The following is a 23,995-nucleotide window of genomic DNA, read 5'->3' as shown; positions in this document are numbered from 1 at the left end:
AGATCCTCCCGGGCGCGACGTTCACGAGCGCGGACGTGCGGACGTCGCAGTACTCGTTCTCGGACGTGCTGCACCGGTTCCACGCGCAGAGCTCCGCGGTGCTCACGTCGTACGACGCGAACATCGCGAAGAACTGCTACGACTGCCACCCCGGCAACAACGTGAACTGCTACCGGGACACGCACACCACGAAGACCAACGCGAGCGGCCAGCCGATCTGGTGCACCGACTGCCACGGCGACCTGAACCAGCGCATCGCGCAGAACCAGATGGCGAACCCGTGGTCCGACCAGACGCTGCCCACCTGCGCGCAGTGCCACGGCACCAAGTACGGCGAGCTGTCCCCGTCGCACGCGAACTGGCTCAAGATCGGCGTCTTCGGCAAGTACCTCAACTCGAGCGGCCACAAGTTCGACAAGGTGCTCTGCTCGTCGTGCCACGGCTCGCCGCACGGGCTCAACCCGTCGACGCTCGCCAAGGACAACGTGCAGAACGTCGCGCTGCAGAACGACTCGCGCGCCATCGGTGTCTGCAACGTCTGCCACACCGGCAAGTCGGCGTCGTGGGGGGTGCCGCCGCACTAGGTCGCGCGGCGTGAGGACGGCCGCGGGAGGCATGCTCTCCCGCGGCCCGTCCCGCCGCACAGCTCGCGTCGAGGCCGACCGCGGGCCGTAGCTGCGGCCACCCCGCCGCAGCGAGACCTCTCGCAGCGGCTTCTCGTGCGCGGGTGCAGCCCCCGCCACGAGCGGCGTGACCGACTTCGTCGCGACAAGACGTCGCAACGTCGCCGTCGCGGCGCCTTCGCGCTGCGCGTATCCGGGCAGGAACACGCCGCTTCGGTGGTGGCATGTCCCGTGCTCTAGCGACGCGGCAACGCGACGCACACGAGGCGCGGTCCGGAGCCCGGCGGCACCCGCTGTCAGCCGAACCACGCCGACGAGGTCCTCGGCCGGCAAGCGCGCGAGGACAGAGGTGCTGCTCGCCGACGTCGCCGGCCTCCGGGGCGCCGGCCTCACCATCGAGAGGGACGACAGATGAAGAGAGCGCTTTACGCATTCCTCGCCATCTCCGCGATGCTGGCGGCGTGCGGAACCGAGCAGGAGCTGGCCGCGCAGAGCCAGGCCGAGACGGCGGCGAGCTCGTACACGATCACGATCGTGTCGCAGAACCCCTCGAGCGGGGTCGCGATCACCGTCAGCCGGGCCGACCTCTACGGCAGGGCGAGCGGGACGACCGAGTTCACCCGTACCTACACGACGGGCACGGCCCTGTCGCTCACCGCGCCCTCGAGCGCCTCCGGGGCTCCGTTCCAGAAGTGGCAGAAGAACGGCGTCGACCTCACGTCCAGCACGACCGCCAGCATCACCGTGAGCGCGCAGGATCGCTACACGGCGATGTACGGCTCGAGCTCGGGCGGGAGCTCCCCCACCTTCAAGATCCTGGCGAGCAACGATCTCGGGATGCACTGTGCGTGTCCGAGCTTCAGCACGTTCATGCTGCTGCCGCCGTACAACACGCTCCGGGCACAGGTGTTCCAGACCGGCGCGGGCGAGCCGTCGCTCCTCGGGGCGAGCACCCAGTACAAGGTCACCTACGACGTCCTCGAGAACACCGACGCCGCGATGAAGGCGGACCCGTACTTCGCGAACTGGATCCAGAACTCCCCGAAGATCTTCCCCGGCTTCCAGCCGGTGCGGGCGGACGGCCGCATCCAGGGGCTCGGCGGCGCGACGCTGAGCGGCGACATGGAGGTCAAGACGACGCCGGCCACGACCTACTTCGAGAAGGCGGGCATCCCCGCCTATCCGGTGGTGACGGGCACCGCCACGGACATCATGACGGACCCGCTCGGCGGCCCGCAGCGCACGCCGTATCTCACCGGTCGGATCCAGGTCGTCGAGAAGGCGACCGGCAAGGTGATGGCGAGCGACGACGTGACGGTGCCGGTGGCGTTCGGCGGTTGCTGCAACTGCCACGTGAAGCTCGCGGGCGCGTACGGGAAGCCCACGACGCCCGCGGGCTCGTTCGAGACGATGGGCATGCTGCACGCCCGTGACGCCCGGATCGACTTCTCGAAGCTCGATCCGGACGGCGACGGCGTGGGCGGCCCCATCCGCTGCTCGGTGTGCCACTGGGATCCGGCGATGGGCGAGAGCAAGGCGCCGGGCTTCGCGACGACGTATCCGAGCTACAAGATCCTCCCGGGCGCGACGTTCACGAGCGCGGACGTGCGGACGTCGCAGTACTCGTTCTCGGACGTGCTGCACCGGTTCCACGCGCAGAGCTCCGCGGTGCTCACGTCGTACGACGCGAACATCGCGAAGAACTGCTACGACTGCCACCCCGGCAACAACGTGAACTGCTACCGGGACACGCACACCACGAAGACCAACGCGAGCGGCCAGCAGATCTGGTGCACCGACTGCCATGGGGATCTGAACCAGCGGATCGCCCAGAACCAGATGGCGAACCCGTGGTCGGCGCAGACCCTGCCCACCTGCGCGCAGTGCCACGGCTCCTCCTACGGGGAGAAGTCGCCCGGCCAGAGCGGCTGGCTGAACACCGGCATCTTCGGCAAGTACCTCAACTCGGCCGGTCACCACGGCTCCAAGGTGCTCTGCTCGTCGTGCCACGGCTCGCCGCACGGGCTCAGCCCGTCCACGCTCGCCAAGGACAACGTGCAGAACATCGCCCTGCAGAACGACGCGCGGGCGATCGGCAAGTGCACGGTCTGCCATGGTGACCAGTCGAGCACCTGGCAGGTCCCGCCGCACAACTAGCGAAACAGGCCGGCCGCGGGGTGGGTACGCTCACCCCGCGGTCGCGTCCTCGAAACTCCACTCCAAGCACGGAAACGTTCTCCATGACGCGACGGATGGTGATGGTGTCGGTGATTGTGGTGTGGATCGGCGCGCTGGCCGCGGTGGTGAGGCTCGGTCCGCCGCGTCTGCGCGCCTCGGGACCGCCCCTCACGGCTGCAGCGCTCGACACCTCGAAGACCCTCGACTACCTCGCGGGCTGGGCGCGGCGCGACCGCTGGGACGCGTTCCCGGAGTCGCCCTCGTTCGCCTTCTACAACCTGTACACGACGCGTGCCCTCGGCGGCTCGGTGTCACCGGAGCTTCGCGCCCAGGTGATCGAGTACCTCCGCAGGTGCCAGGCGCCCGACGGCGGGTTCACGGCGGCACCCGGGACCGGACCGTCGCACGTCGTGCCGACGCTGTACGCGACGCGCACGCTGGGGCTCCTCGGCGCGCTCGACGCGATCGACCGGCCGCGCGCGGTGGCGTTCCTCACGTCGCTGGCGGGGAAGGACGGCGGCTTCCGTGGACGCGCTGCCGAGGCGGACGTGTCGCTCGGCGCGACGTACCACGCCCTCGCCGCTCTCGAGATACTCGGCGCCCTCGATCGCGTGGACCCGCGCCGCACGGCCACGTTCCTCTCGTCGCACCGGGCGGCGGAGGGAGGCTTCGCGCTGCGCCCGGGCATGATCGCCTCGCCGGCCGCGACCTTCATGGCGGTGCGCTCCCTGAAGCTCGTCGGCGCGCTCGATCCCGAGACGGCCGCGGGCGTGGCGCGCCACCTCTCGGGCTCCCGGTACTCGGGGAAGGTCCGCGACGGGAAGTTCACCTCGCTCCCCGAGATCGAGGAGGAAGCCCAGGTGCTGGGTGCCCTCGCCGAGGTCGGTCGCCTGGACGTCGTGGACCGTGCCGAGGTGGAGCGGTTCGTGGCGAGCCTGTACGTGGCCGAGAACGGCGGGTTCGGGCCGCAGCCCGGCCTCGGCACGACTCCCCCGAGCACGTTCCACGCGATCGCGTGCCTCGTCGCCCTCGGCCGGCTGCCCGCGCCGGCGGGAGGCTAGGGCTCCCCTTCACGAGCAGCAGGTCGTCCGCGCGAAGTGGGCGGCGGCGAGCCCATCGAAGCAGGCGTCGAGCCGGTGGCGGCGGTCTCGCCCGAAGGTCGCTCGACCGGCCCGGCCTCGGTTTGCGGACGGGCGCCGCTCCCGGCCGGCGGCGCGATGAGCTCTCGCCCGCCTCGCCTCTCGCCGTCGCCCGTCGGACGAGCGACGAAGCCTCCGCGTCACGGCCAGCCCGGGCTCGACGTTCGACGTCCCGGTGCTCACGCTAGAGGCGCCATGCCATCCACACTGCCCAGCCAGATGAAGGCCGCCGCCGTCGATCACTTCGGCGGACCCGAGGTCCTGCACACCGAGACGTTGCCCGTCCCGCAGCCCGGCGAGCACGAGATCCTCCTCCGGGTCGACGTGGCCGGAGTCGGCGTCTGGGACCCGTGGGTCCGGCAAGGCGGTTTCGACGACGGCTCGACACGTTTCCCCTACGTGATGGGGAACGACGGAGCCGGAGTCGTGGTGGCAGTGGGCCCGAAGGTCAGCCGCGTACGCGTGGGACAGCGAGCCTATGGCTATCAGATGGAGGGCGGCTTCTACGCCGAGTACGCCAAGCTCGAGGAGGGGCGGGCGGCCCCGATCCCGAGCGGCCTGGACGCGAGGGAGGCCGGCGCGCTGGGCGCGGACGGGATCACCGCGCTGCGCGGGCTCGACGACGAGCTGCGGCTGCGCAGCGGACAGTCGCTCATGATCATCGGCGCGAGCGGCGGGGTGGGCCACATCGCCGTGCAGCTGGCCAAGCGGATGGGGGCGCGCGTGCTCGCCGTCGCCTCGCGAGCGGATGGTTTGAAGCTGGTCGAGAAGCTCGGCCCGGACGTCGCGATCGACGGGCGAAGAAAGGACGTGGCGAAGGCGGCTCGCGCGTTCGCGCCCGAGGGGCTGGACGCAGCTCTCGTGCTGGCGGGCGGGGACGACGTGAACGCGGCGCTCGCGACGATCAAGAAGGGGGGACGGGTCGCCCATCCCAACGGCGTGGAGCCCATCCCGGAGGTCCCGAAGGGCGTCGAGCTGCTCGCGTACGACGGCACACCCAGCGCAGAGGCGTTCGACCGGCTCAACCGGCTGATCGGGGACGCCCCGTTCCACGTCGAGCTCGGGAAGCTCTACGAGCTCGAGGAGGCCGCCCAGGCTCAACGGGACGTCGAGAAGCACCACCTGGGAAAGCTCGCGCTGCGTATCCACTGAGGCGGAGACCCGTCGAGCTGGATGGCTGCTGCGGTGCACGACCCCACCAACCGGGCTCCGCGCTGGGGCGGCCGCCCGGCCGGAACTCTCACCGCCGCCGGCTCGCCAGGGGCTCGATCACCGCGCCGCCACCCACCGCGCTCCGCACTTCGGGCAGACGTACGTCGCCATGTTGCCGATGGACTGCTCGACGACGCCTTCGGCGCCGCACTTCGGACACTTGTTCGTCGGCTGAGTCGGGGCAGGGACGTGGACGGGCATGGCGGAAGAGTCTACCCCGCCTGCGCGCCGTCGCCGACGCGCCGTCGAGTCACGGTTCCGGTTCGCTTGGCGGTGCCGCCGGGCGGTGGTCATGTTGTGCGCGGCCCGCCCGCCTCGCGCAGGCGTGCGCGGTCGGACGCACCCGGAGAGCGGAGGTGGGCCGTGGCGAGGACGATGCGAGCAGTCGAGATCACCAGGCCCGGATCGGGCTTCACGCTCGTGGAGCGCCCCGTGCCCGAGCCAGCGGCGGGACAGGTCCGCATCGCGGTCGAGGCGTGCGGCATCTGCCACTCCGACGCGTTCGTGGCGGAGGGCTCCTATCCCGGCCTCGTATACCCGCGCGTCCCCGGTCACGAGGTGGTCGGCCGCGTCGACGCCGTCGGAGCAGGCGTGGTCGTCTGGCGCCCGGGGCAGCGTGTCGGAGTGGGCTGGCACGGAGGGCACTGCGGGGCGTGCGAGGCGTGCCGCTCGGGCGACTTCATCCAGTGCGAGCGTGGGCTCGTCTGCGGCTTCAGCTACGACGGCGGGTACGCCGAGCAGATGGTCGCCCCGCAGGAGGCGCTCGCCGCCATCCCCGACGCGCTCGACTCGGTCGCCGCCGCTCCGCTGCTCTGTGCGGGCGTCACCACGTTCAACTCGCTGCGAAACAGCGGCGCCCGGGCGGGCGACCTCGTGGCGGTGCAGGGCATCGGGGGGCTGGGGCACCTCGGCCTGCAGTACGCCCGCAAGCTCGGGTTCCGGACGGTCGCGCTCTCGCGCGGCGCAGACAAGCGCGCGCTCGCGCTCGAGCTCGGCGCGCACGAGTACGTCGATCAGGAGGTCGGGGACGCGGCGGCCGCGCTCAAGAAGCTGGGCGGCGCGCGCGTGATCCTCGCCACGGCGCCGAACTCTCAGCTCATGTCGAGCCTCTTCGACGGCCTGGGACGCGACGGTACGCTGCTGGTGGTCGGCGCGAGCGCCGATCCGATCCAGGTCTCGCCGTTCCAGCTCATCGGCGCCCGGCGGCGGGTGCAGGGCTGGCCGAGCGGTACGGCCAAGGACTCAGAGGAGACCCTGGCCTTCAGCGCGCTCAACGCGGTGGCCTCGCGGAACGAGACGTTCCCGCTCACGGCGGTGAACGAGGCGTTCGAGCGGATGATGTCGAACCGCGCGCGCTTCCGGGTCGTGCTGAAGGTCCGGCAGTAGCCTCGGCAGCGCCGTACGCGCGGCCGGGGGGATGGCAGCAGCGGAGCGGCGCACGGCCTGCGCCTCGAGCGCCAGCGCCGACGCACGCGCTGAAGCCGGGAGCCCGGCGGCCGATCTGCACGTCTGCCCAGCCCGACTCCGGACTCGGCGTGGAGGTTGCCATTCAGCCCACTTGTGTCACGCCCCGCCGGTGATGAGTCTGCGCCACCCCTAGACACCACGCCTCGCCTACCAGGAGGCGTCATGGACCGGCTCGCGCAGAAGAACAGGGAAAAGGTCATCGACCTGCTGATGGAGCGCCTGAGTTTCGAGCGCGCCGGAGTGAAGCTCTACGACAAGGTCCTGGAGCGGATGCGCGAGTCGAGCGGCGCGCGGAGCGGGCGTCACGGCGACGGCGACTACACCACCTACGGTCTGAGCGGCTATCGCGCCGGCGACGTGGACCGCGGCGTGCACGAGGACCTCGACCGGGAGCAGGGCGGGATCGCGCACCCCGACCGCGAGCGCGAGCGAGAGGAGCGCGTCGTCGCCGAGATGCTGCCACTGGTGGAGAAGATCCGCGCCCAGGAGAAGGAGCACGAGGAGTGGTTGAAGAGCAGCATCCGGCGGCTCGGCGGCGACGACAAGCGGATGACGGAGATGGCAAACGTGACGGTGCGTGAAGCGGCCGGCATCGAGAAGGTTGTCATGAAGGATCCGCAGCTCCCGCACCTGTTCCACGCGCTCCTCGCGGCGGAGCACGTGGACACGGCCGGGTGGGACCTCCTCCTCGTGCTCGCCGGCGAGGCAGGCGACGGCGCCGCCGAGGAGGAGTTCAGGAAGCGCCTGCAGGAGGAGGAGCGACACCTCGCCTTCCTGCGCGAGGCGCTGCGCACGTTCTCGGCCCACGAGGTGCTGGGCGAGGAGCTGCATTCGCCCACGCCACCGGTCTGATCCCGGCGCGGGCGGTCGGGCTCGGCGCGAGGTCGCATTCGAGGTAGAGATGAGGGCCATGACGGTGCTCATCGTTCGCCTCGGCAGTCCACGCGCCGCCGGAGAGGGCCTCCGGATCGGTACGGTGCGCCGCCCGCCGCGCGGCGTGCCCGCGGCCCGCTTCGCCCCGGACGACTGGTACGACGTCTGGTACCCGAACCTCGCGCCGAGCACCGAGACGATGAAGCTCGGCAAGGCGGCGCGGACCGAGCGGGAGTGGGCGCTGTTCGCGAGGAGGTTTCGCGCCGAGATGGCCGAGCCCGCCCCGAGCCGCACGCTCGACCTGCTCGCTGCGCTCTCGCGCACGGCGAGCTTCTCTGTAGGGTGCTACTGCGAGGACGAGGCGCGCTGCCACCGGTCGGTGCTGCGCGCGCTGCTCGGGGAACGCGGCGCGAAGATGGGGTGACGAGCGCTGCCGGCAGCGCGTTCTGCGCGGGGCGCCAGGACGCGGCCGGTGCGGGTCTCGCGTTCGGCCGAGCCGGCGGTGTCGAGCGTTGACCGGAGCCGGGGCACGCCTCAGAACAAGAGCGCGATGCCGCCCGGTGCTGGCACGAGATCCACGCCGCGGCGCCGGCGCGGACCCGATCTGCGATGAAAGAACCAGGGGATCGCGAACCCGACCGCGCTTCCGACGGCCGCGCCCGCGGCGACGTCGGTGAGCCAGTGCGCGTCGCCGGCCATCCTGAGGTATCCCACGCCGGACGCCAGCGTCAGCCCGACTCCCCAGGCCCATGGCGCCCACGATCGGCCCCGGATGGTCGCGACCGTCGCGGTCGACGTCGCGAGCGAGAACGCGAACGAGGTGTGGCCGGAGTAGAAGCTGCGGTCGCGCGATCCCGGCATGAACGTGGAGCCGCCGGCGGGGCGAGGCCGTGCGAAGCCGTCCTTCGCGGCGTTGACGAGATCCGACGCGATCGCGACGGACTCCCCGACGACGAGCAGGTCCTCGAAGAACGTCCGGCGCGTCCCGTCCTGCGCCGCGCCGAGCGCGGAGAGCGTGAGCGCACCCGCCGACAGAACGCCGGAGTCGATCACGTCCGAGAGGTGCCGGGCGCGAAGCTCCGCGCGCGCGCCGGTGAGCCGGAGCGCGTCGCGTGCTGCCTCGTCGAGGCCATTCACGGCGCAGAATCGGCACTGGCTCGGCGAGAGCCGGGGGAGGGCGAGGCCCGCGGCGAGGGCCCCCGCGAGGAAGGTCACCGAGACGTCGAGGCGTGGGTGGACGACGAGGTCGTCGGCGGAGGGAGCGGCGGGCCAGGCGATGAAGGCCCATGCGGCCAGCGCGACGGTCAGCGGACGCTTCATCACCGGAACTTTGGGCTCACAATGAATGAGCGCCACGGGAGAGCGGGGCTGACGCACCCGAGAGTTCCTGCCGGTGCCGTGGGCCGGGCGCGCGGAGCCGCGGGCTCGGGTTCGACCGCGGCGACGGACCTCGGCCGAGGCAAGAGCATTCGGGCGCCCGGACGTCTTATCGGACGCTCGCGGACCGCGGCGCGAGCTCGTGGACGCCGATTCGCAGCGCCGCGGAGAACGCGGCGATGCGTCCCCGGCGCCCGTCCGGAGACGCATCGCCGTTCGAGGTTCAGTGCACGGAACGCGGCGGAGGGAGATACGCGTACGGGCGCGCGTCGAGCCAATGCCAGGCATTGCCGCTCTTCCTGGCGAGCATCACGACGTGCAGCTTCATCGTCCTGGTCGAGCCATCCGGCATCCTGAAGTTCTGGAGCTCGTGATCGAGGTCCATGAACGCGAGGTCGTCCTCCATGCGCCGCACGGAGGAGATCGCGAACCGCGAAGTCGTGCCTGCGAGGATCGTCTCGCAATCGTGACGGTACGCGGCCGCGACGCCGGAGCGACCGTTCCCGACCTCTCCGGTGGGGGTGATGAGCGTGCCGTCCTCGGTCCAGAACGCCGCCACCGCCTCCACGTCGAACCGGTTGAACGCCTCGTTGAACTTCCGACACGCAGCTTCGAGCGATGGATCCGCCTTGTAGGGCTGCGTCCCGACTTCCTGCGTCGTTTCCATGAGCACACCTCCGTACGACCTAGGTCGTGGCGGTTGCGGCGGAAATGCTCGAGCGCAAATGCCAGGCGGGGGCGCCGGATCGGGTGAAAGGATCCCGCGAGGTCGGCTGGCCGTGACGTCGGCGCGAGGGCGGCGGTGCGACCAGCAGGCGCCGGTCGCCTCCTGATATGGATACACGATGCCACTGAAGCCGAGTGCTCAGAGGGTCCAGGACGCGCTGCGGGGCGCCGGCTTCGCGAACACCGTGATCGAGCTGCCCGACTCCGCTCGGACCGCAGCAGAAGCGGCGGCTGCGGTCGGTTGCGACGTGGGGCAGATCGTGAAGTCCCTGCTCTTCGAGGCGAAGCCGAGCGGACGCGCGGTGCTGGTCGCGGCGAGCGGGAGCCACCGCGTCGACGAGCAGGCGGTGTCGGCGGTGATCGGCGAGCGCATCGCACGCGCCTCGGCCGACTTCGTTCGCGAGCGCACCGGGTTCGCCATCGGCGGCGTGCCCCCCATCGGACATGCGCAACCGCTCCTGGCCGTGGTGGACGAGGCGCTGCTCGCGTACGAGCGCATCTGGGCGGCGGCCGGCCACCCCCACGCCGTGTTCGAGCTGACGCCCGCCGAGCTCGTGCGGATGACGGGCGGGAGGGTCGCGCGGCTCGCGGCGGCGGAGCCATAGCGCTTCGAGGAACGCGTAGGCCGCTCGAGCTCTCCGTACGAAGAGCGCGCCACCGGGCGGTCCCTCGACTAGGCTGCAGGCGCCATGTCATCCAGCCTGGCTGCCGTCGTGCTCGGCCTCGCCTCCGCCGCATCATGGGGAGCGGGGGACTTCACCGGGGGGATCGCCTCGAAGCGAGCGCCGGTCGTCGGCGTCCTCGTGCTCGGCCAGGCCGCTGGCGTGACGCTCATCCTCGCGGCGGCGCTGCTCCTTCACGAGAGCGTCCCCGCGCCCGCCACCCTCGCCTGGAGCGTCGCAGCGGGTGCTGCGGGAGCGGTCGGCCTCGCCGCGCTCTACCGCGCGCTCGCGGTGGGGCGCATGGCGGTGGTGGCGCCCGTCTCGGCGGTCCTCTCGGCGAGCATCCCGGTGGTGTGGGGCGCGCTCGCCGAAGGGATGCCGTCGGGCTCGAAGCTCGCCGGCTTCGTGCTCGCGCTCGCTGGCATCTGGCTCATCGCGCGCGCGGGGCCGCCCGGCGGCGGGACGGAGGGACTCGGGCTCGCCCTCGTCGCCGGCTGCGGCTTCGGCGCGTACCTGGTGCTGATGGACCGCGGTGCGCAGGGGGGAACGTTCTGGCCGCTCGCGGCGGCGCGCGGGACGTCGTTCGCCCTCGCGGTGGTCGTCGCCGGGGCCCGCCGGCGTCCGTGGGCGCCTCCGAGGCACGCCGTGCCGCTCGTTCTCCTCTCGGGGGTGCTCGACGCCGGCGGCAACGCCTTCTTCGTCCTGGCGACGCAGGCCGGCCGCCTCGACGTCGCGGCCGTCCTGGCGTCGATGTACCCGGCGAGCACGGTGGCGCTCGCGGCCGGGCTCCTTCGGGAACGCATCACCCGGCCGCAGTCGGCGGGCATCGTCGCGGTCCTGGGAGCGATCGCCCTGATCGCGGGGTGACGCCCGAGCGCGCGGCGTCGGAGGGAGGCTGGCTAGAACCGCGGAGCCCCGTAGCTCCGCTCGAACAGCGCACGGATCGCCGCGCGACCGTCGTCGGAGAGGTCTCGCGTGCCGGTGCCCGCGAACCTCTCGCGCCTGATGGCGGGAGGCTCCTCGGCGACCCAGTCCCGCTCGTTCCACCGGAACCAGCGCTTCTGCTCCTGGTCGAAGAGGTGGACCGGCTTTCCCCAGTGCCGCGCAAGCTCCACGGCCCAGCCCGTCGCGCCGTGCGCCGGCTCGTCGGCGGCGACGGCGCCGACGGCGAACACCTCGCCGGCCGTGCTCACCTGGTGCCAGATCGCCTGGAGCACGCGCCGCTGCTCCCCCGGCTCGGGGAGCGCACGGTGCAGGTGCGCCTTCAGGTAGGCGGCGCTGACCTCGCCCACCTTGAGCTCGTCCTCGCTCAGCTCGACGAGCCCGCGCGTCCGCGCGAGGTCGTGACGGCCGCCGAACGTGAAGTTCACCTCCCGGACGCCCCATCGTTCGGCGCAGGCGCCGAACTCCTCCTCGGCGCCCGCGGAGCCGCTCGCCAGCAGCGTGAACGACTCCGGGGAGAGCTCGTCCGGCGCCGAAGCCTCGTCGTCTCTCGGCGGCCGCAGCCGGCCGCCCTCGAGCACGAGGGGGACCTCGATCCCGGGGAACCGCTCGAAGTCCTTCGCCAGCGTCAGCCGGGCATGCCGTCCGTGCGGCTCGAGGGAGATGGCGACGTCGACGAGCGCGGCGCACTCGTCCGACAGCGGGGCGATGCGCCGGGCGCCGGCGAGCTCGCGGGCTCGCGCCGTCATCCAGATCTCGGCGCCGACGCGGGCCGCGCTCGCCTTGAACCCGCCGACCGTGGCGGCGCACGCGGGCTGTTCCCAGGCGAAGCCGTCGACGAGGATGGCGCGGGGACCGTGCTGGAGGTGCGCCTGGAACGCGGCCAGCGCCTCCTCGAGCCCCCGCACGCCGAAGGCGCGCTCCACCGACGACCAGATGAGCCGCCGGTGGGCGATGGCCTCGCGCACGCCCCCGCGGTCGGCCAGCCCGACACCCTCGGCGAGCTCGTCGAAGAGCGCGTCGTAGCGCGCGGAGACGTGCTCCACGGATTGGCCGACCGCGACGTGGAGGACCGGCTTCTCGCGCAGCAGGGCGTCCAGCCCGAGCTGCACGAGGCAAGCAGACTTCCCGACGCCCGCAGGCGCCACGATCACGCCCAGGTGACCCTTCCCGAGCCCGCCGCGGATGGAGCGGTCGAGTATCCGCAGCGGGCTCTGGAGGATCGCTTCCTGCCGGATCATGGGCGCCGGACGGGATCTACTTCTTGCCGCCCTCCGCGGCCTTCTTGCCGGCCGCCTTGGACATGAGCTCCTCGGCCATCGCCGTCGGGACCGGCAGGTACCGGGAGAACTCCATGCTGAACTCCGCCTTGCCCTGCGTCGAGGACCGGAGGGTCGTGGAGTACCCGAACATCTCGGCGAGGGGCACCTCGGCCTCGATGCGGACCAGCCCGCCGTCCTCCTGCGAGCCGACGATCATCGCGCGCCGCTGCATGAGCGTGCCGAGGACGCCGCCGGAGAACTCGGAGGGCGTCTCGACGCCGACCCGCATGATGGGCTCGAGCAGGCGCGGCTTCGCGCGATCGAAGCCCTCGCGCCAGGCGCCGCGCGCGGCCTCCTGGAAGGCGATGTCGGACGAGTCGACCGCGTGGCTCGCGCCGTCGTTGATGACGACGCGCACGTTCACCACGGGGAAGCCGAGCAGCCGCCCCTTGCCGAGCATCGAGCGGAAGCCCTTCTCGACCGCGGAGATGAACTCGCGGGGGATCGCGCCGCCCACCACGTCGTCGACGAACTCGTACGGCTGCTCGCAGGGCTCGATGTAGCCGCACACCCGGCCGAACTGCCCCGACCCGCCGGTCTGCTTCTTGTGCGTGTAGGCGAACTCGGCGCGCTGGCTCACGGTCTCGCGGTAGGCGACCTGGGGCGGGGACACCTCGACGAGCGCGTTGTACTCACGCTTCATGCGCTCGATGTAGACCTCGAGGTGAAGCTCGCCCATCCCGCGGATGATCGTCTCGCCGCTCTCCTCGTCGATGCCGGCGCGGAACGTCGGGTCCTCGCGGGTGAAGCGCCGGAGCGCCTTCCCCATGTTGGTCTCGCTCTTCGAGTCGGCCGGCTTGATGGAGAGGGAGATCACCGGATCCGGCACGTGCATCGAGGTCATGTTGAGCTTGACCTTGCCATCGGTGAACGTGTCGCCGGAGTTGCACTCGATGCCGAACATCGCGACGATGTCGCCGGAGCCGGCGGCGTCGATGTCCTCCATCTCGTCGGAGTGCATGCGCACGAGCCGTCCGACCCGGTGATCCTTCTTCGTGCGCATGTTCGTGATGAACATGTCGCGCGAGAGCCGGCCCTGGTAGATGCGCAGGTACGTGAGCTGACCGTACCGGCCGTCCTCGAGCTTGAACGCGAGCGCCACGGTGGGCTTGTCGTTGTCGATCGAGAGCACGACCTTCTGCTCGTCGGCGGCGAGGTCGTGGGCCTCGTTGACCACCTCGGTGGGATCGGGGAGGTAGTCGACCACGCCGTCGAGCAGCTTCTGGACGGCCTTGTTCTTGTACGCCGAGCCCATGAACACGGGCGTGAGCTTCAGCTCGATCGTGCCCTTGCGGATCGCCGCCTTGACGAGCTCCTCGGTGACCCGATCCTCGAGGATCGCCTCGGTCAGCTCGTCGGAGAACATCGACGCGGCGTCGAGCATCTCCTCGCGCGCCTTCGCCGCCTGCTCCTGCAGCTCCGCGGGGATCTCCGACTCGGTGATGACCTCGCCGTCCTTGCCGCTGAAGCGGACCGCCTTCATGGTCACGAGGTCGACCACGCCCTCGAACTTGTCCTCGAGGCCGATCGGGAGCTGCATCAGCACGGGGTTGTGCTGGAGCTTCTCGCGGAGCTGATCCTTCACGCGGAGCGGGTTCGCGCCGGAGCGGTCGCACTTGTTGACGAACGCGAGGCGCGGCACCCTGTAGCGCCGCATCTGGCGGTCGACGGTGAGCGACTGGCTCTGAACGCCCGCGACGGAGCAGAGCACCAGGATCGCGCCGTCCAGCACGCGCAGCGACCGCTCGACCTCGATGGTGAAGTCGACGTGCCCGGGGGTGTCGATGATGTTGAAGTGGAGCCCCTTCCACTCGCAGTGCGTCGCGGCGGAGGCGATGGTGATGCCGCGCTCGCGCTCGAGCTCCATCGAATCCATCTTGGCGCCGACGCCGTCCTTGCCCTTCACCTCGTGAATGGCGTGGATCCGGTTCGTGTAGAAGAGGATGCGCTCCGTCAGCGTGGTCTTGCCGCTGTCGATATGGGCCGAGATCCCGATGTTCCGGAGCTTCGAGAAATCCGTGTACACGTCTTACCTCCACCTGCGGGGCGGATTGAGCGATATGGGCGATTCGGTGCGCGGCGCCGCTCGCCGGCGAACCGGCTGGCCAGCATGGGCGCCGCTCGTGTCGAACCCGTCGGGCGTGGCCGGAATTTCGCGCCAGCGGGCCGACGGGTGTGGACCTGTACGCCGTTCACCCACCTCGACGGCGTCGCGCGCGCGCACCCTGGCACAACCGGTGGCGTTTCGCAACCCGGCGCCGATCCGCTCGACGCCCCATGCGCAGGAGCGTCTCCGCGCTTAATGTCCGCCCATGCGGAAAGGGTTCGTGCACGAGGCATCGATCGAGCTCGAACGCGATGGCGACCCTCAGGCCCCGGGCGCAGCGGTGACCGTGAACCTGTGCGGCCATTGGGAGCACGAGGGCGCGTGCCGCTGGCCCCACCAGTCGAACGTCGGCAGCCGCTCCGGTCGGAGGATTGGCTTGCGAGTCGTCTTCGTCGCCGAGCCCGCGGACGAGCACGAGGTGCGGTCGCGCATCGCGCGCGCGGTGCGTGACGGCAAGCTCGACGGGCCCACCGGGGTGAGCTACTGGACCGTGCTGACGGAGGGACCGTCCGAGCTGAGCCGTGAAGAGACAACGCTCGCGGCGGAGCTCACGTCCAAGTGATGCGCACTGCCGTTTCCGCCCGGGCAGCGTAGACGTTCGTCCGATGCCGCCGACCGAACGACACCTGCTCCTCGTGCGCCACGGCGAGACCGACTGGAACGCCGCCGGGCGGTGGCAGGGTCAGACGGACGTGCCGCTCAACGCGACCGGACGAGCGCAGGCGCTCGCGCTCGCGGCGCGGCTGCGCGCGGAGGGGGTCCGCGCGATCGCGACGAGCGACCTCTGCCGCGCCCGCGGCACCGCGGAGATCGTGGGCGAGGCGCTCGGGCTGGAGGTCGCGTTCGTGGACGCGGACCTGCGCGAGCGCGCCTACGGCCACTGGGAGGGCCTCACCCGGTGCGAGTGCGAGAGGCGGTTCCCGGAGGAGTGGGCGCGCCACGTGTCCGACCCGCGCGCGCCGCCGCCCGCCGGCGAGTCCATGGACGCGCTGCTCGCGCGCGTCGTCCCTGCGATCGGGCGGGCCGCCGAGCGGCTCGAGTCGCCGGCCGTGCTCGTGACCCACGGCGGCGTGATGCGGGCATTCCTCGTCGCCGCCCTCAGCAGCCAGCCGGGGCCCGCGCCGGTCGCGCCGCCGCGCTTCATCCCGAACGGCGGCGTATGGCGGGTGCGCCTCGTCGCTGGCCGCGTGGTCGGGGCGGCGGCGCTCGTCGGTGACGATCGCTGACCGGTCACCGCGCCTCAGCGACACGCGCGCGGCTTCGAGCTGCGAGGTCGAGAGCCGCTCAGGAAGACGATCTCGCTGCTCGCTTGGCAGCATCCCGAGCGCGGACGTCGCGAACCGAGCTTGGCCCCTTCCCGGGTGGACATGGCACGGAAGCGCACGGGTCGCTACGTCTCCCGCGAGAGGAGGGCCCAATGCCCCCGAGAGGCGTGAAGAGTCCCAAACGGAAGCGGCAGTACGAGCACATCAAGCAGTCGGCCGTGAAGCGCGGCGCGGGTTCTCGCCGCGCGAAGCAGATCGCCGCGCGCACCGTGAACAAGCAGCGGCGAAAGGCCGGCGCCACCAAGAAGGCGCGCTCGAAGCGCAGCTGACCGTCCCGGTCGTACCGATCGCCTCGGAGGAGGGCCCAGCGATCGACTCGAGCAGGCCCCGGATCGCGATCGAAGCTGCCGCGGGGCCTCGCGCACGGGTGCTCACCACGAGCCCGAGTCCCTCGCGACGCCGTCGTCACCATGAGACACACGCGCATCATCGTCACTCGCTACGGCGGGCCCGATGCACTTCGAGTGGTCGAGGAGGAGGTCCCCGAGCCGAAGGAGGGCGAGGTGCGGGTGAGGGTTCTGGCCGCAGGCGTCTCCTTGCCCGACATCATGGCGCGCGAGGGCATTCACCCCGAGACGCCCCCGGTGCCCTTCACGCCGGGGTGGGATCTGGTTGGCGTGGTGGATCGGCTCGGCGGCGGGGTCGGCGGCGTCGTACCAGGCCAGCGCGTCGCCGCCATGCCGATCCACGGAGCGTACGCGGGATTCGTCTGCCTGCCCCAGCGTGAGCTGGTTCCGGTGCCACCCGGGCTGGACCCCGCCGAGGCGGTCTGCCTCGTGCTGAACTACGTCACGGCCTACCAGATGATGCATCGTTCCGCGAAGGTCGGACCGGGCCAGCGCGCGCTGATTCACGGCGCGGCAGGCGGGGTCGGGACGGCGTTGTTGCAGCTCGGGGGCGTGGGCGGGCTGGAGCTGTACGGGACCGCCTCTTCGCGCGGGGCGCCGGTCGTCTCCGACCTGGGCGGTATCCCCATCGACTACCAGCGTCAGGACTTCGTGAAAGAGATTCGACGCCTCACCGGTGAGGGCGTGGACGTCGTCTTCGATCCTCTCGGAGGCGAGCACCTCTGGCAGTCGCGCAAGGCGCTTCGTCGTGGCGGGAGGGTGGTGGGTTACGGCCTCGTGAGCTCGATCCGTGGGGAGGGATTGACCTCGAGTCGTCCAGGCCGGCGTCAACGCTTTCGCGGAACCGCCATCTTCGCGGCGTACATCGCCGCCGGCTGGCTTCTCCCGGGCCGGAGACGCGTGGTCCCGTACAGCATCCAGACGCTCAAGCGGCTCAAGCCTGCCTGGTTTCGGCAGGACCTGATCGCCCTGCTCGACCTCCTCCGACAGCAAAAGATCAGGCCGCTCATCGCGCAGCGATTCCCGCTCGAGGAAGCGAGACAGGCGCAGGAGCTGCTCGGGAGCGGGGGCGTGGCGGGCAAGATCGTGCTCGTGCCCAATGCGCCGCCGCCCGAGCCGGGAGCGGCATGACGACGGCATGCATGGGACGGCGAATCGCAGCGCCGTCGAGGTGCGAGGTGCACGCGGAAGCCGCCTTCAGCGGCGCCGCGAACTGGAGGCGGACATGGGCGCGAGCGTCGTGATCTTGGGAGGCGGGGTAGGGGGGAGCGTCGTCGCGATGGAGCTGCGGGCGCAGCTCCCGGCGGAGCACCGGATCACCGTGGTCGAGCGTGCGGACCGCTTCGTGCTGGGGGCCTCGCTGCTGCGCGTCATCGTCGGCGAGCGTCGTCCGGAGGAGATCTCGCGACCCATGACTGCGCTCGCGCGGCACGGAGTCGAGGTCGTCACCGGCGACATCGAGCGGATAGACCCGTCGCGCCGGAGCGTGGAGGTCGGGGGACGCCGCCTCGAGGCGGATCACCTCGTCGTGGCCGTCGGGGCGGACCTCGATCCCTCCGCCGTCGCGGGGCTGGTGGAGTCCGGTCATTCCTTCTACACGCTCGAGGGCGCGGTGGCGCTCCGGGACGCGCTCGCGTCTTTCGCGGGAGGACGGCTCGTCGTCCTCACCGCAGCGCCGGCGTACAAGTGCCCCGCCGCGCCGTACGAAGCGGCACAGCTCATCGAATCGAGCCTTCGCAGGCGCGGCGTCCGCGAGAAGGTGGCTTTCGATCTGTACGCCGCGGAGCCGGCGCCGATGGGCGTCGCGGGGCCGAAAGTCTCGGCCGCGGTCCGCGACCTGCTGGCTGCAAAGGGGATCGGGTACCACCCGGACCACCAGATCGTCGCGGCAGACGCGCCCGCGAGGCGGCTTCGGTTCGCGAACGGTGCGGAGGCCGCGTACGATCTTCTCGCGTTCGTCGCGCCGCACCGGGCGCCCCGTGTCGTGAGCGACGCGGGGCTCGCCGCGCAGGGCGGGTGGGTTCCGGTCGATCGGGGCACCCTGCGCACCCGGTTCGAGCGGGTGTGGGCCATCGGCGACGTGACCGGGATCCCGCTGAAGATGGGAAAGCCGCTCCCGAAGGCCGCGACGTTCGCAGAGGGCGAGGCGCGGATCGTGGCGCGTTCCATCGCTGCGGAGATCCTGGGCGGACAGCCCTCCGAGCCCTACGTCGGGATCGGAGAGTGCTGGGTCGAGACGGGCGACGGCGCGACGGCCCACGGGAAGGGTGATTTCTTCGCCGAGCCGGTCCCCGTGGTCTCGCTCGAAGCGCCGTCCGCCGAGTCCCACCGCGCCAAGGATGCCTGGGAGCGCGAGTGGCTGGGTCGCTTCAGCTAAAGCGGACTCGCCCGCACGAACGGCTGAGCTGGACTGCGGGACCCTGCGCAGGGAAGCGAGCGGGTGCTCTCTGGAGCGACCCACGGCCGAGGAGAATGAGCCGGCTCGCGCCGGCTCATTCGATCCCGAGCAGCCACCGCCGAGCCCGCCACGAACCGGGCGGCTCGTGGGCTACTTGTCGCGGTAGGTGATGCGGCCGCGGGTCAGGTCGTACGGCGAGAGCTCCACCTTCACCCGGTCGCCCGTGATGATGCGGATGCGGAACCGCTTCATCTTGCCGGAGGGGTAGGCCAGCACGATCGGGCCCTGATCGAGCTTCACGCGATACATGCTGCCGCTCGACTCCTCCACCCTGCCCTGCACCTCGATACCGGCTTCCTTCTCGCTCATCTCTCTCCTTGTTCGTGAGTGCTTCGCTGTGAACTGCCCGTTCCGCAGCGCATCTGCGCGGGTCGTCCGAAGTACCGTCCGGACGAGCCCAGAAGATGAAGCTCTCGACGCGCGGCGTACAGAACCCGGACGCCACCCAGGCCGTCGGGGTGTCGTCCGAAACCCGCTGTCAGCTCGAGTGGAGGCGCGGGAATCGAAGCCAGCGCCATGGCCGCGGGTGGGCTGCCAACGGCTTTCATAACATGGAGTTGGGCAGGGCGCTGCGATGAAGGCAGCCCGCCCACCGCCCACCGGCTATCCGTCCGACCACCCAATGGTGGTGGGGCGGCGCGGGGAGGGTGGGGGACGGCGCCCGGGCGCTGCGGCTGTCCTGCGGGCTCGGGCGCGACTCAGGGCGCCACTCGCAAGAGCCCTCGAGACGGTCTGGAGCTCGCCCGTCCGATCGATGGTCTGGTCCTGCGACAAGCGCGCGCCAACGCGCCGCTTGCCTGCGCACCCGGCTCCGGTTTATTCCGGACGCGTGGATCGTGCCCGCTAGCCCGAGTCCGCGTCGCCCGCCGAACGGCAGGTGACGCGTCCTGTCGGATCCCGCCACCGCCATCGCGCGGCGTGGATCCCGTCCGTCACTCGCGCTTTCGAGGCACGCCTTGGTCCATCCCGAGCTCATCGGCTTCGGTCCCTTCTTCTCCTCCCAGCTCACGGTGGAGGAGCTCCAGTCCTCCCTCGTCGGCCGCGCGGTCGCGGATCGCGGCCGCGGCCTCCTCGTCCGGTTCCCGGACGGCGCCCACCCGGTCGTCGTGCCGGGTCGGCTGCGCGCCGAAGGCGTCCTCCCGGTGGTGGGCGACTTCGTCGTCGCGACCCCCGCGCCCGATCGTACCGTCACGCGCGTCCTCGAGCGTCGCACCTGGCTTTCCCGCAACGTCGCGGGCGGCGCCACTGCGGAGCAGGTGCTCGCCGCCAACGTGGACGTCGTGTTCGTCGTGCAGGGGCTCGACGAGGGTTCGAACCCGCGCCGCCTCGAGCGGACCCTCGCGGCGGTGTACTCGGGCGGCGCGGAGCCCGTGATCGTCCTCACGAAGCCGGACCGGGCGGAGGACCTCGCCTCCGCGCTCGCCGAGGCCCGCGCCGCCGCGCCCGCCGTGGACGTCGAGGTCGCGTCCGGCCTCACGGGCGAGGGTGTCGCCGCGCTCGCGGCGCGGCTCCGCCCCGACCGCACCGGCGTCCTCGTGGGCCCCTCCGGAGCAGGCAAGTCCACCCTCACGAACGCGCTCCTCGGCCGCGAGGCGCAGCGCACCGCGCCGGTGCGTGCCGCCGACGACCGCGGCGTCCACACGACCTCGGCACGCGAGCTCTTCCTGCTGCCCGGCGGCGGTGCGCTCGTGGACGGTCCGGGGATCCGCGAGCTCCGGCTCTGGGACGCGGGCGGGCTCGACGCGACGTTCGAGGACCTCGCCGCGATCGCGGCGCGCTGCCGGTTCCGGGACTGCTCCCACGCGGCCGAGCCCGGGTGCGCCGTCCGGGAGGCGATCGCCGGCGGGCGCCTCGACGCCGCGCGCGTCGAGAGCCACCGCAAGCTCGCGCTCGAGCTCGCGAGGCAGGCGGCGCGGCGCGAGGGCGGCGCGGCGCGGGGGGAGCGCGAGCGCTGGAAGTCGGTGTCGAAGGAGCTGCGCCGGCTTTATCGCGATCGGCGGCGCTGACGCGCGTGCTCGTCGCCAGCAGGGGACGACGGCAGCTTCAGCCGGGGCGGTCTTCAGTCCAGGTACTTCCAGGTCCGCGCGCCGTCGAGGCGGCGGACGCGGATCCCCTCGAGCACCGCGGGCTCGAGCAGACGAGCGTTCACGCCAGCCGACGCGACGGCAGGACTCGAGGTGGTCACCGGGCTCGTTCACACCATCATCGGTCGTGGCCCACCACAGGCAATTCGTCACCGACGGCGGTGGACCGCGAGTGACATCGGCTCGCGCTGGTGGGGTCCGGCATCATCCCAGCGCGCTTGACCCGCTGCAGGCGAATCGGCACGCGGGCCCACCGAAGTGCGGAGTCAGCGCCGGGCTGGGCCCGCAGTCAGCTCGTCGATCCAGAACGTCGCGCCCTGTGGGTCGGCGATCAAGGCTCTCCTGAACCCGGGCGAGTCGTGCGGAGGGACGACCACCGTGCCGCCGAGCCCCGCCGCACGGTCCGCCACCGCGTCGGCGCCGGCCACCCAGAAGTCGACGTGCCAGCGCGGCGACGATCCGCGGTCGGCGGCGGGCACCATCACCGCGACGACGTCGCGAGGCACGGGTTGCTCCGGCTCGCCGCCGACGAATCCCGGAAGTCGCCATAGCGTGATCTGGACTCCGCCCGCGTCGAACACGTCGGGACGCCAGCCGAACACCGCGCCATAGAACGCCGTGGCGCTCTCGGGATCCGAGGAGTGGAGCGAGCTCATCGACCACGTGCGCGGCTCGTTCACGAGCTGCGCGCCCTCGCGAGCCCTGGCCTCCCACACGCAGAAGGGCGCGCCCGCGGGATCCGCGAGCACGGCTGCGCGGCCAGCGGGGGGAACGTCGAATGGCGGCTGGAGAACGCTTCCGCCGGCCCGCTTCGCCGCCGCGACCGCTCCGTCGGCGCTGTCCACGCGGACATAGGTGTTCCACATCGCGCGCGGATGGCCGTTCCAGCGCGAGCCGATCCCCGCCACGTCGCGACCTCTCACTCGGGCGATGAAGTACTGGCTCGAGGGATCGGCTGCCCCCGGGCCCGGGCCCGTGAATTCCCATTCGAACAGGGCGCCGTAGAAATCCAGCGCACCTCGCGGATCCGGCTGCAGGGTGTCGACCCAGCAGGGGACGCCAGGTGGATACCGCTCGCGCTCACTCACGCCGACCCTCCCGCCGCAACGCGCGACCTCTCGCGAACTAGTGCGGCAGGAATCGAGCCGCAACGCGCAAGATCGAGCGTCGGTGCGCACGCTCGGCGCATCCGAAGCCGCGGAAGCAGGCGAAGAACATGAAGGCCATGAAGACGAGGCCGATGAGCGGCAGGACCCACCAGTAATCAGTGCCTGTCGTTCCCCAGTATCCACACCACGGCATGGGAGCTTCTCCTGGCCCCGACCCATCTCAGGGACGAAAGGGTGCGTCTCCTCCGTGGACGAACGGGGCTCGGAAAGGATACGGGTGGTCTACTTTCCGCGGCCGAGCGAAACGAGCCCGGGCTTGGGGGCGCAGGCGAACTCGTTCTGCTCGTCGCGCTCGAACGTACAGGCGCGCTCCAGGGCGGCCTTCAGAGCCCCGCGCGCTCGATGTAGCCGGATCTTTGCGGCTCCCAGTGACACGCCGAGCGCCTCGGCGAGCTCGCGGTCGCTCAACCCGCGAAGCTCCCCGAGCAGGATCGCAGCACGCTGGCTGGTGGGGAGCTGCTCGACGACGTCCAGGATGCACGCCCTCATCCGCGTGCGGTCCACCTCGCCATCGAGAGAACGCTCGTGCGTCGCCTCCGCGGAGCGCGCCGCGTCGAGCGGGTCGGTCTCGTCGTCGTGTCGCTCGACATCGACGTACCGTCCGGCGGTCCTCAGCCGGTCGATGGCCGCGTTCGTTGCGATGCGATAGAGCCACGTCAAGACACGCGAGTCGCGCCGGAAGGTGCCGACGGCGCGCTGCGCCTTCTCGAACACGTCCTGCGCGAGATCCTCGGCGTCCGCCGAGCCGACCAGGCGTTCAAGGTAGCGGCGGATGCGCTCACCGTACTTTTCGTGAAGGCTTTCGATGCCGAGCGCGCGCGGTTCAGAGAGCATGGCGCCGTCGATGCTCGCACTCCTGTTCCGGTGCCACCAGGGCGAGCTGGCAAGCGGCTCTCCTCGGAGCTTCCCGGGCCCGGTCCCGTACAGCGCCTGGCGCTCGTGGACCGGCGTCGCCGGTGGCGGGGCGTAAGGAATCTCTTGGGGAGGTTCCCACCCGTCCGATGAGTATCTCGGCGTTTCGCGTGCTCGTGAGCAACGCCGCCGGCAGATCCCCACGCGCGGTGTTTCCGCGGGTGAGGCTTCCATGGCCGTGGCGTGCCCTGTCGATCTCGATACTGCCAGGCTCCGGGCGGAGATTCAGTCCATCTACTCTCGTGTCGCCTCGGCCCCGGACGGCGAGTTCCACTTCCACCGCGGGCTCGACTATGCAGTGGACTTCCTTCGCTACGACCGAGCCGCGCTCGCCGCCCTGCCGCCGCTCGCGGTCGAGTCGTTCGCCGGCGTGGGTAACCCGCTGCGGATGGAGACCATCACCGCGGGATCCACGGTCGTCGACATCGGCTGCGGCGCCGGCACGGACCTTCTGCTTGCCGCGAAAGCGGCCGGACCCGGCGGGCGCGCCATCGGCATCGACATGACGCAGTCGATGCTCCGGAAGGCGGAGGCCGCGGCGGCGGCTGCGGGGCTGACGAACGTGGAGCTGCGTCAGGGGGACGCGCTCGAGCTCCCGGTCGAGAGCGGCTCGGTGGGCTTCGTCATCTCGAACGGCGTGTTGAACCTCGCGCCTGACAAGCGCCGCGCCTTCTCGGAGGTGTTCAGGGTACTTCGTCCAGCGGGCCGGTTCCTGTATGCCGACATCGTGGTCCGCTCGGAGCTTCCGGAGTCGATCCGGAGCGACATCGATCTCTGGTCGGGTTGAATTGGCGGTGCTCTGCCGGAGGCGGAGCTCCTGTCGCTCCTCGGCGAGCTCGGGTTCATCGCCGCGGAAGTCCGCGAGCGGTTCGATCCCTTCCTCGGCACGTCCAAGGAAAGGGTCACGCGGAAGTTCCAGGTGACGGGCGTCAACGTCCGGTCGGCGAAGCGACCAGGGTGAAGCCCAGCCGGCTGCTTCTGGCCTCGTCAACCCGCTTCACTCGCTCTCGATCTCATCCGGAGACGGGCGGCCGGTCGAGGCGAGCAGGCGCACTGCTTCCCTCCCGGGCGG

General features: G+C 71.3%; 23 protein-coding genes and 1 pseudogene. 16 read left to right on the top strand and 8 right to left on the bottom strand.

Translation table 11 applies throughout. The annotated features are described in order from the left end of the window. From MLV88_RS05345 to MLV88_RS05330, 4 genes and pseudogenes are all read left to right on the top strand, one after another. Positions 1-584 (top strand): annotated as a pseudogene (locus tag MLV88_RS05345) (hypothetical protein); the annotation flags it as partial. 450 nt (positions 585-1,034) lie between these two features. After that, positions 1,035-2,780: a hypothetical protein gene (locus MLV88_RS05340; RefSeq protein WP_242360073.1), complete on the top strand. Its 1,746-nt coding sequence runs from the start codon at positions 1,035-1,037 to the stop codon at positions 2,778-2,780. Positions 2,781-2,863: 83 nt separating this feature from the next. After that, entirely contained in the window at positions 2,864-3,862 is a 999-nt protein-coding gene (locus tag MLV88_RS05335; RefSeq protein WP_242338498.1) for a prenyltransferase/squalene oxidase repeat-containing protein, read from the top strand. A gap of 273 nt (positions 3,863-4,135) precedes the next feature. Then, positions 4,136-5,092 (top strand): quinone oxidoreductase family protein, encoded by a 957-nt coding sequence (locus tag MLV88_RS05330; RefSeq protein WP_242338496.1) that lies wholly within the window; start codon positions 4,136-4,138, stop codon positions 5,090-5,092. Positions 5,093-5,209: 117 nt separating this feature from the next. On the opposite strand, the gene MLV88_RS05325 is transcribed toward MLV88_RS05330, so the two are convergent. Continuing rightward, the gene (locus tag MLV88_RS05325) at positions 5,210-5,353 is read right to left on the bottom strand and encodes a TFIIB-type zinc ribbon-containing protein (RefSeq protein WP_242338494.1); all 144 of its coding nucleotides are present in this window, start codon (positions 5,351-5,353) and stop codon (positions 5,210-5,212) included. 162 nt (positions 5,354-5,515) lie between these two features. Between MLV88_RS05325 and MLV88_RS05320 the strand changes: the two genes are divergently transcribed. The 3 genes from MLV88_RS05320 to MLV88_RS05310 all read left to right on the top strand — a co-directional run bounded on the left by MLV88_RS05320 (position 5,516) and on the right by MLV88_RS05310 (position 7,916). Next, entirely contained in the window at positions 5,516-6,538 is a 1,023-nt protein-coding gene (locus MLV88_RS05320) for an alcohol dehydrogenase (protein ID WP_242338492.1), read from the top strand. Positions 6,539-6,781: 243 nt separating this feature from the next. Further along, positions 6,782-7,471: a DUF892 family protein gene (locus MLV88_RS05315; protein WP_242370978.1), complete on the top strand. Its 690-nt coding sequence runs from the start codon at positions 6,782-6,784 to the stop codon at positions 7,469-7,471. A 58-nt stretch (positions 7,472-7,529) separates the two neighbouring features. After that, positions 7,530-7,916, top strand: a complete 387-nt coding sequence (locus MLV88_RS05310; RefSeq protein WP_242370976.1) for a DUF488 domain-containing protein — start codon at positions 7,530-7,532, stop codon at positions 7,914-7,916. A gap of 110 nt (positions 7,917-8,026) precedes the next feature. On the opposite strand, the gene MLV88_RS05305 is transcribed toward MLV88_RS05310, so the two are convergent. After that, the gene (locus MLV88_RS05305; protein WP_242338486.1) at positions 8,027-8,812 is read right to left on the bottom strand and encodes a phosphatase PAP2 family protein; all 786 of its coding nucleotides are present in this window, start codon (positions 8,810-8,812) and stop codon (positions 8,027-8,029) included. Positions 8,813-9,092: 280 nt separating this feature from the next. Next, positions 9,093-9,536, bottom strand: coding sequence for a YybH family protein (locus MLV88_RS05300; RefSeq protein WP_243336996.1), 444 nt, complete (start codon positions 9,534-9,536; stop codon positions 9,093-9,095). A gap of 178 nt (positions 9,537-9,714) precedes the next feature. Here MLV88_RS05300 and MLV88_RS05295 point away from each other — a divergent pair, with 178 nt between their 5' ends. Further along, the gene (locus tag MLV88_RS05295) at positions 9,715-10,200 is read left to right on the top strand and encodes a YbaK/EbsC family protein (protein ID WP_242338482.1); all 486 of its coding nucleotides are present in this window, start codon (positions 9,715-9,717) and stop codon (positions 10,198-10,200) included. Between the two features lie 84 nt (positions 10,201-10,284). Next, positions 10,285-11,124 carry a DMT family transporter gene (locus MLV88_RS05290; protein ID WP_243336995.1) on the top strand — a complete coding sequence of 280 codons (840 nt, stop codon included), beginning with the start codon at positions 10,285-10,287 and terminating at the stop codon, positions 11,122-11,124. Between the two features lie 32 nt (positions 11,125-11,156). On the opposite strand, the gene MLV88_RS05285 is transcribed toward MLV88_RS05290, so the two are convergent. Next, positions 11,157-12,440 (bottom strand): hypothetical protein, encoded by a 1,284-nt coding sequence (locus MLV88_RS05285; protein WP_242338478.1) that lies wholly within the window; start codon positions 12,438-12,440, stop codon positions 11,157-11,159. Positions 12,441-12,456: 16 nt separating this feature from the next. Beyond that, complete coding sequence (fusA, locus tag MLV88_RS05280) at positions 12,457-14,547, bottom strand: elongation factor G (RefSeq protein WP_242338476.1); 2,091 nt, start codon at positions 14,545-14,547, stop codon at positions 12,457-12,459. Positions 14,548-14,833: 286 nt separating this feature from the next. Between fusA and MLV88_RS05275 the strand changes: the two genes are divergently transcribed. The 5 genes from MLV88_RS05275 to MLV88_RS05255 all read left to right on the top strand — a co-directional run bounded on the left by MLV88_RS05275 (position 14,834) and on the right by MLV88_RS05255 (position 18,677). Further along, positions 14,834-15,190, top strand: coding sequence for a hypothetical protein (locus MLV88_RS05275; RefSeq protein ID WP_242338474.1), 357 nt, complete (start codon positions 14,834-14,836; stop codon positions 15,188-15,190). A gap of 43 nt (positions 15,191-15,233) precedes the next feature. Next, positions 15,234-15,854: a histidine phosphatase family protein gene (locus MLV88_RS05270; RefSeq protein ID WP_242338472.1), complete on the top strand. Its 621-nt coding sequence runs from the start codon at positions 15,234-15,236 to the stop codon at positions 15,852-15,854. A gap of 191 nt (positions 15,855-16,045) precedes the next feature. Next, a complete protein-coding gene (locus MLV88_RS05265) occupies positions 16,046-16,222 on the top strand; it encodes a hypothetical protein (RefSeq protein ID WP_242338471.1) in 177 nt (58 codons plus the stop codon). Between the two features lie 195 nt (positions 16,223-16,417). Beyond that, positions 16,418-17,431 carry a zinc-binding dehydrogenase gene (locus tag MLV88_RS05260; RefSeq protein ID WP_242338469.1) on the top strand — a complete coding sequence of 338 codons (1,014 nt, stop codon included), beginning with the start codon at positions 16,418-16,420 and terminating at the stop codon, positions 17,429-17,431. A gap of 94 nt (positions 17,432-17,525) precedes the next feature. Next, entirely contained in the window at positions 17,526-18,677 is a 1,152-nt protein-coding gene (locus MLV88_RS05255; RefSeq protein WP_242338467.1) for an NAD(P)/FAD-dependent oxidoreductase, read from the top strand. Between the two features lie 171 nt (positions 18,678-18,848). Here MLV88_RS05255 and infA read toward each other — a convergent pair whose 3' ends face one another. After that, positions 18,849-19,067 carry a translation initiation factor IF-1 gene (gene infA / locus MLV88_RS05250; RefSeq protein WP_012097610.1) on the bottom strand — a complete coding sequence of 73 codons (219 nt, stop codon included), beginning with the start codon at positions 19,065-19,067 and terminating at the stop codon, positions 18,849-18,851. Positions 19,068-19,714: 647 nt separating this feature from the next. Between infA and rsgA the strand changes: the two genes are divergently transcribed. Next, positions 19,715-20,764: a ribosome small subunit-dependent GTPase A gene (rsgA, locus tag MLV88_RS05245; protein ID WP_242338465.1), complete on the top strand. Its 1,050-nt coding sequence runs from the start codon at positions 19,715-19,717 to the stop codon at positions 20,762-20,764. A 344-nt stretch (positions 20,765-21,108) separates the two neighbouring features. On the opposite strand, the gene MLV88_RS05240 is transcribed toward rsgA, so the two are convergent. Together MLV88_RS05240 and MLV88_RS05235 are read right to left on the bottom strand one after the other, a co-directional pair. Further along, positions 21,109-22,020 carry a VOC family protein gene (locus MLV88_RS05240; protein WP_242338463.1) on the bottom strand — a complete coding sequence of 304 codons (912 nt, stop codon included), beginning with the start codon at positions 22,018-22,020 and terminating at the stop codon, positions 21,109-21,111. 213 nt (positions 22,021-22,233) lie between these two features. Beyond that, the gene (locus MLV88_RS05235; RefSeq protein WP_242360069.1) at positions 22,234-22,845 is read right to left on the bottom strand and encodes an RNA polymerase sigma factor; all 612 of its coding nucleotides are present in this window, start codon (positions 22,843-22,845) and stop codon (positions 22,234-22,236) included. Between the two features lie 250 nt (positions 22,846-23,095). On the opposite strand from MLV88_RS05235, the gene MLV88_RS05230 reads away from it, so the two are divergent. Next, a complete protein-coding gene (locus tag MLV88_RS05230) occupies positions 23,096-23,710 on the top strand; it encodes a methyltransferase domain-containing protein (protein ID WP_242338459.1) in 615 nt (204 codons plus the stop codon). The last annotated feature ends 285 nt before the right edge of the window (positions 23,711-23,995 follow it).

It is taken from the genome of Anaeromyxobacter soli, from assembly GCF_022808855.1.
GTDB classification, from domain to species: domain Bacteria; phylum Myxococcota; class Myxococcia; order Myxococcales; family Anaeromyxobacteraceae; genus Anaeromyxobacter; species Anaeromyxobacter soli.
This window is presented reverse-complemented; position numbering and strand designations above follow the sequence as displayed.

What these genes read in the sequence shown, in the direction of transcription:
- MLV88_RS05265 (WP_242338471.1), top strand. Translation starts at nt 16,046, where the DNA reads ATGCCCCCGAGAGGCGTGAAGAGTCCCAAACGGAAGCGGCAGTACGAG.
- MLV88_RS05295 (WP_242338482.1), top strand. Translation starts at nt 9,715, where the DNA reads ATGCCACTGAAGCCGAGTGCTCAGAGGGTCCAGGACGCGCTGCGGGGC.
- MLV88_RS05310 (WP_242370976.1), top strand. Translation starts at nt 7,530, where the DNA reads ATGACGGTGCTCATCGTTCGCCTCGGCAGTCCACGCGCCGCCGGAGAG.
- infA (WP_012097610.1), bottom strand. Translation starts at nt 19,067, where the DNA reads ATGAGCGAGAAGGAAGCCGGTATCGAGGTGCAGGGCAGGGTGGAGGAG.
- MLV88_RS05270 (WP_242338472.1), top strand. Translation starts at nt 15,234, where the DNA reads ATGCCGCCGACCGAACGACACCTGCTCCTCGTGCGCCACGGCGAGACC.
- MLV88_RS05230 (WP_242338459.1), top strand. Translation starts at nt 23,096, where the DNA reads ATGGCCGTGGCGTGCCCTGTCGATCTCGATACTGCCAGGCTCCGGGCG.
- MLV88_RS05235 (WP_242360069.1), bottom strand. Translation starts at nt 22,845, where the DNA reads ATGCTCTCTGAACCGCGCGCGCTCGGCATCGAAAGCCTTCACGAAAAG.
- MLV88_RS05335 (WP_242338498.1), top strand. Translation starts at nt 2,864, where the DNA reads ATGACGCGACGGATGGTGATGGTGTCGGTGATTGTGGTGTGGATCGGC.
- MLV88_RS05315 (WP_242370978.1), top strand. Translation starts at nt 6,782, where the DNA reads ATGGACCGGCTCGCGCAGAAGAACAGGGAAAAGGTCATCGACCTGCTG.
- MLV88_RS05325 (WP_242338494.1), bottom strand. Translation starts at nt 5,353, where the DNA reads ATGCCCGTCCACGTCCCTGCCCCGACTCAGCCGACGAACAAGTGTCCG.
- MLV88_RS05300 (WP_243336996.1), bottom strand. Translation starts at nt 9,536, where the DNA reads ATGGAAACGACGCAGGAAGTCGGGACGCAGCCCTACAAGGCGGATCCA.
- MLV88_RS05255 (WP_242338467.1), top strand. Translation starts at nt 17,526, where the DNA reads ATGGGCGCGAGCGTCGTGATCTTGGGAGGCGGGGTAGGGGGGAGCGTC.
- MLV88_RS05290 (WP_243336995.1), top strand. Translation starts at nt 10,285, where the DNA reads ATGTCATCCAGCCTGGCTGCCGTCGTGCTCGGCCTCGCCTCCGCCGCA.
- MLV88_RS05305 (WP_242338486.1), bottom strand. Translation starts at nt 8,812, where the DNA reads ATGAAGCGTCCGCTGACCGTCGCGCTGGCCGCATGGGCCTTCATCGCC.
- MLV88_RS05330 (WP_242338496.1), top strand. Translation starts at nt 4,136, where the DNA reads ATGCCATCCACACTGCCCAGCCAGATGAAGGCCGCCGCCGTCGATCAC.
- MLV88_RS05275 (WP_242338474.1), top strand. Translation starts at nt 14,834, where the DNA reads ATGCGGAAAGGGTTCGTGCACGAGGCATCGATCGAGCTCGAACGCGAT.
- MLV88_RS05340 (WP_242360073.1), top strand. Translation starts at nt 1,035, where the DNA reads ATGAAGAGAGCGCTTTACGCATTCCTCGCCATCTCCGCGATGCTGGCG.
- MLV88_RS05285 (WP_242338478.1), bottom strand. Translation starts at nt 12,440, where the DNA reads ATGATCCGGCAGGAAGCGATCCTCCAGAGCCCGCTGCGGATACTCGAC.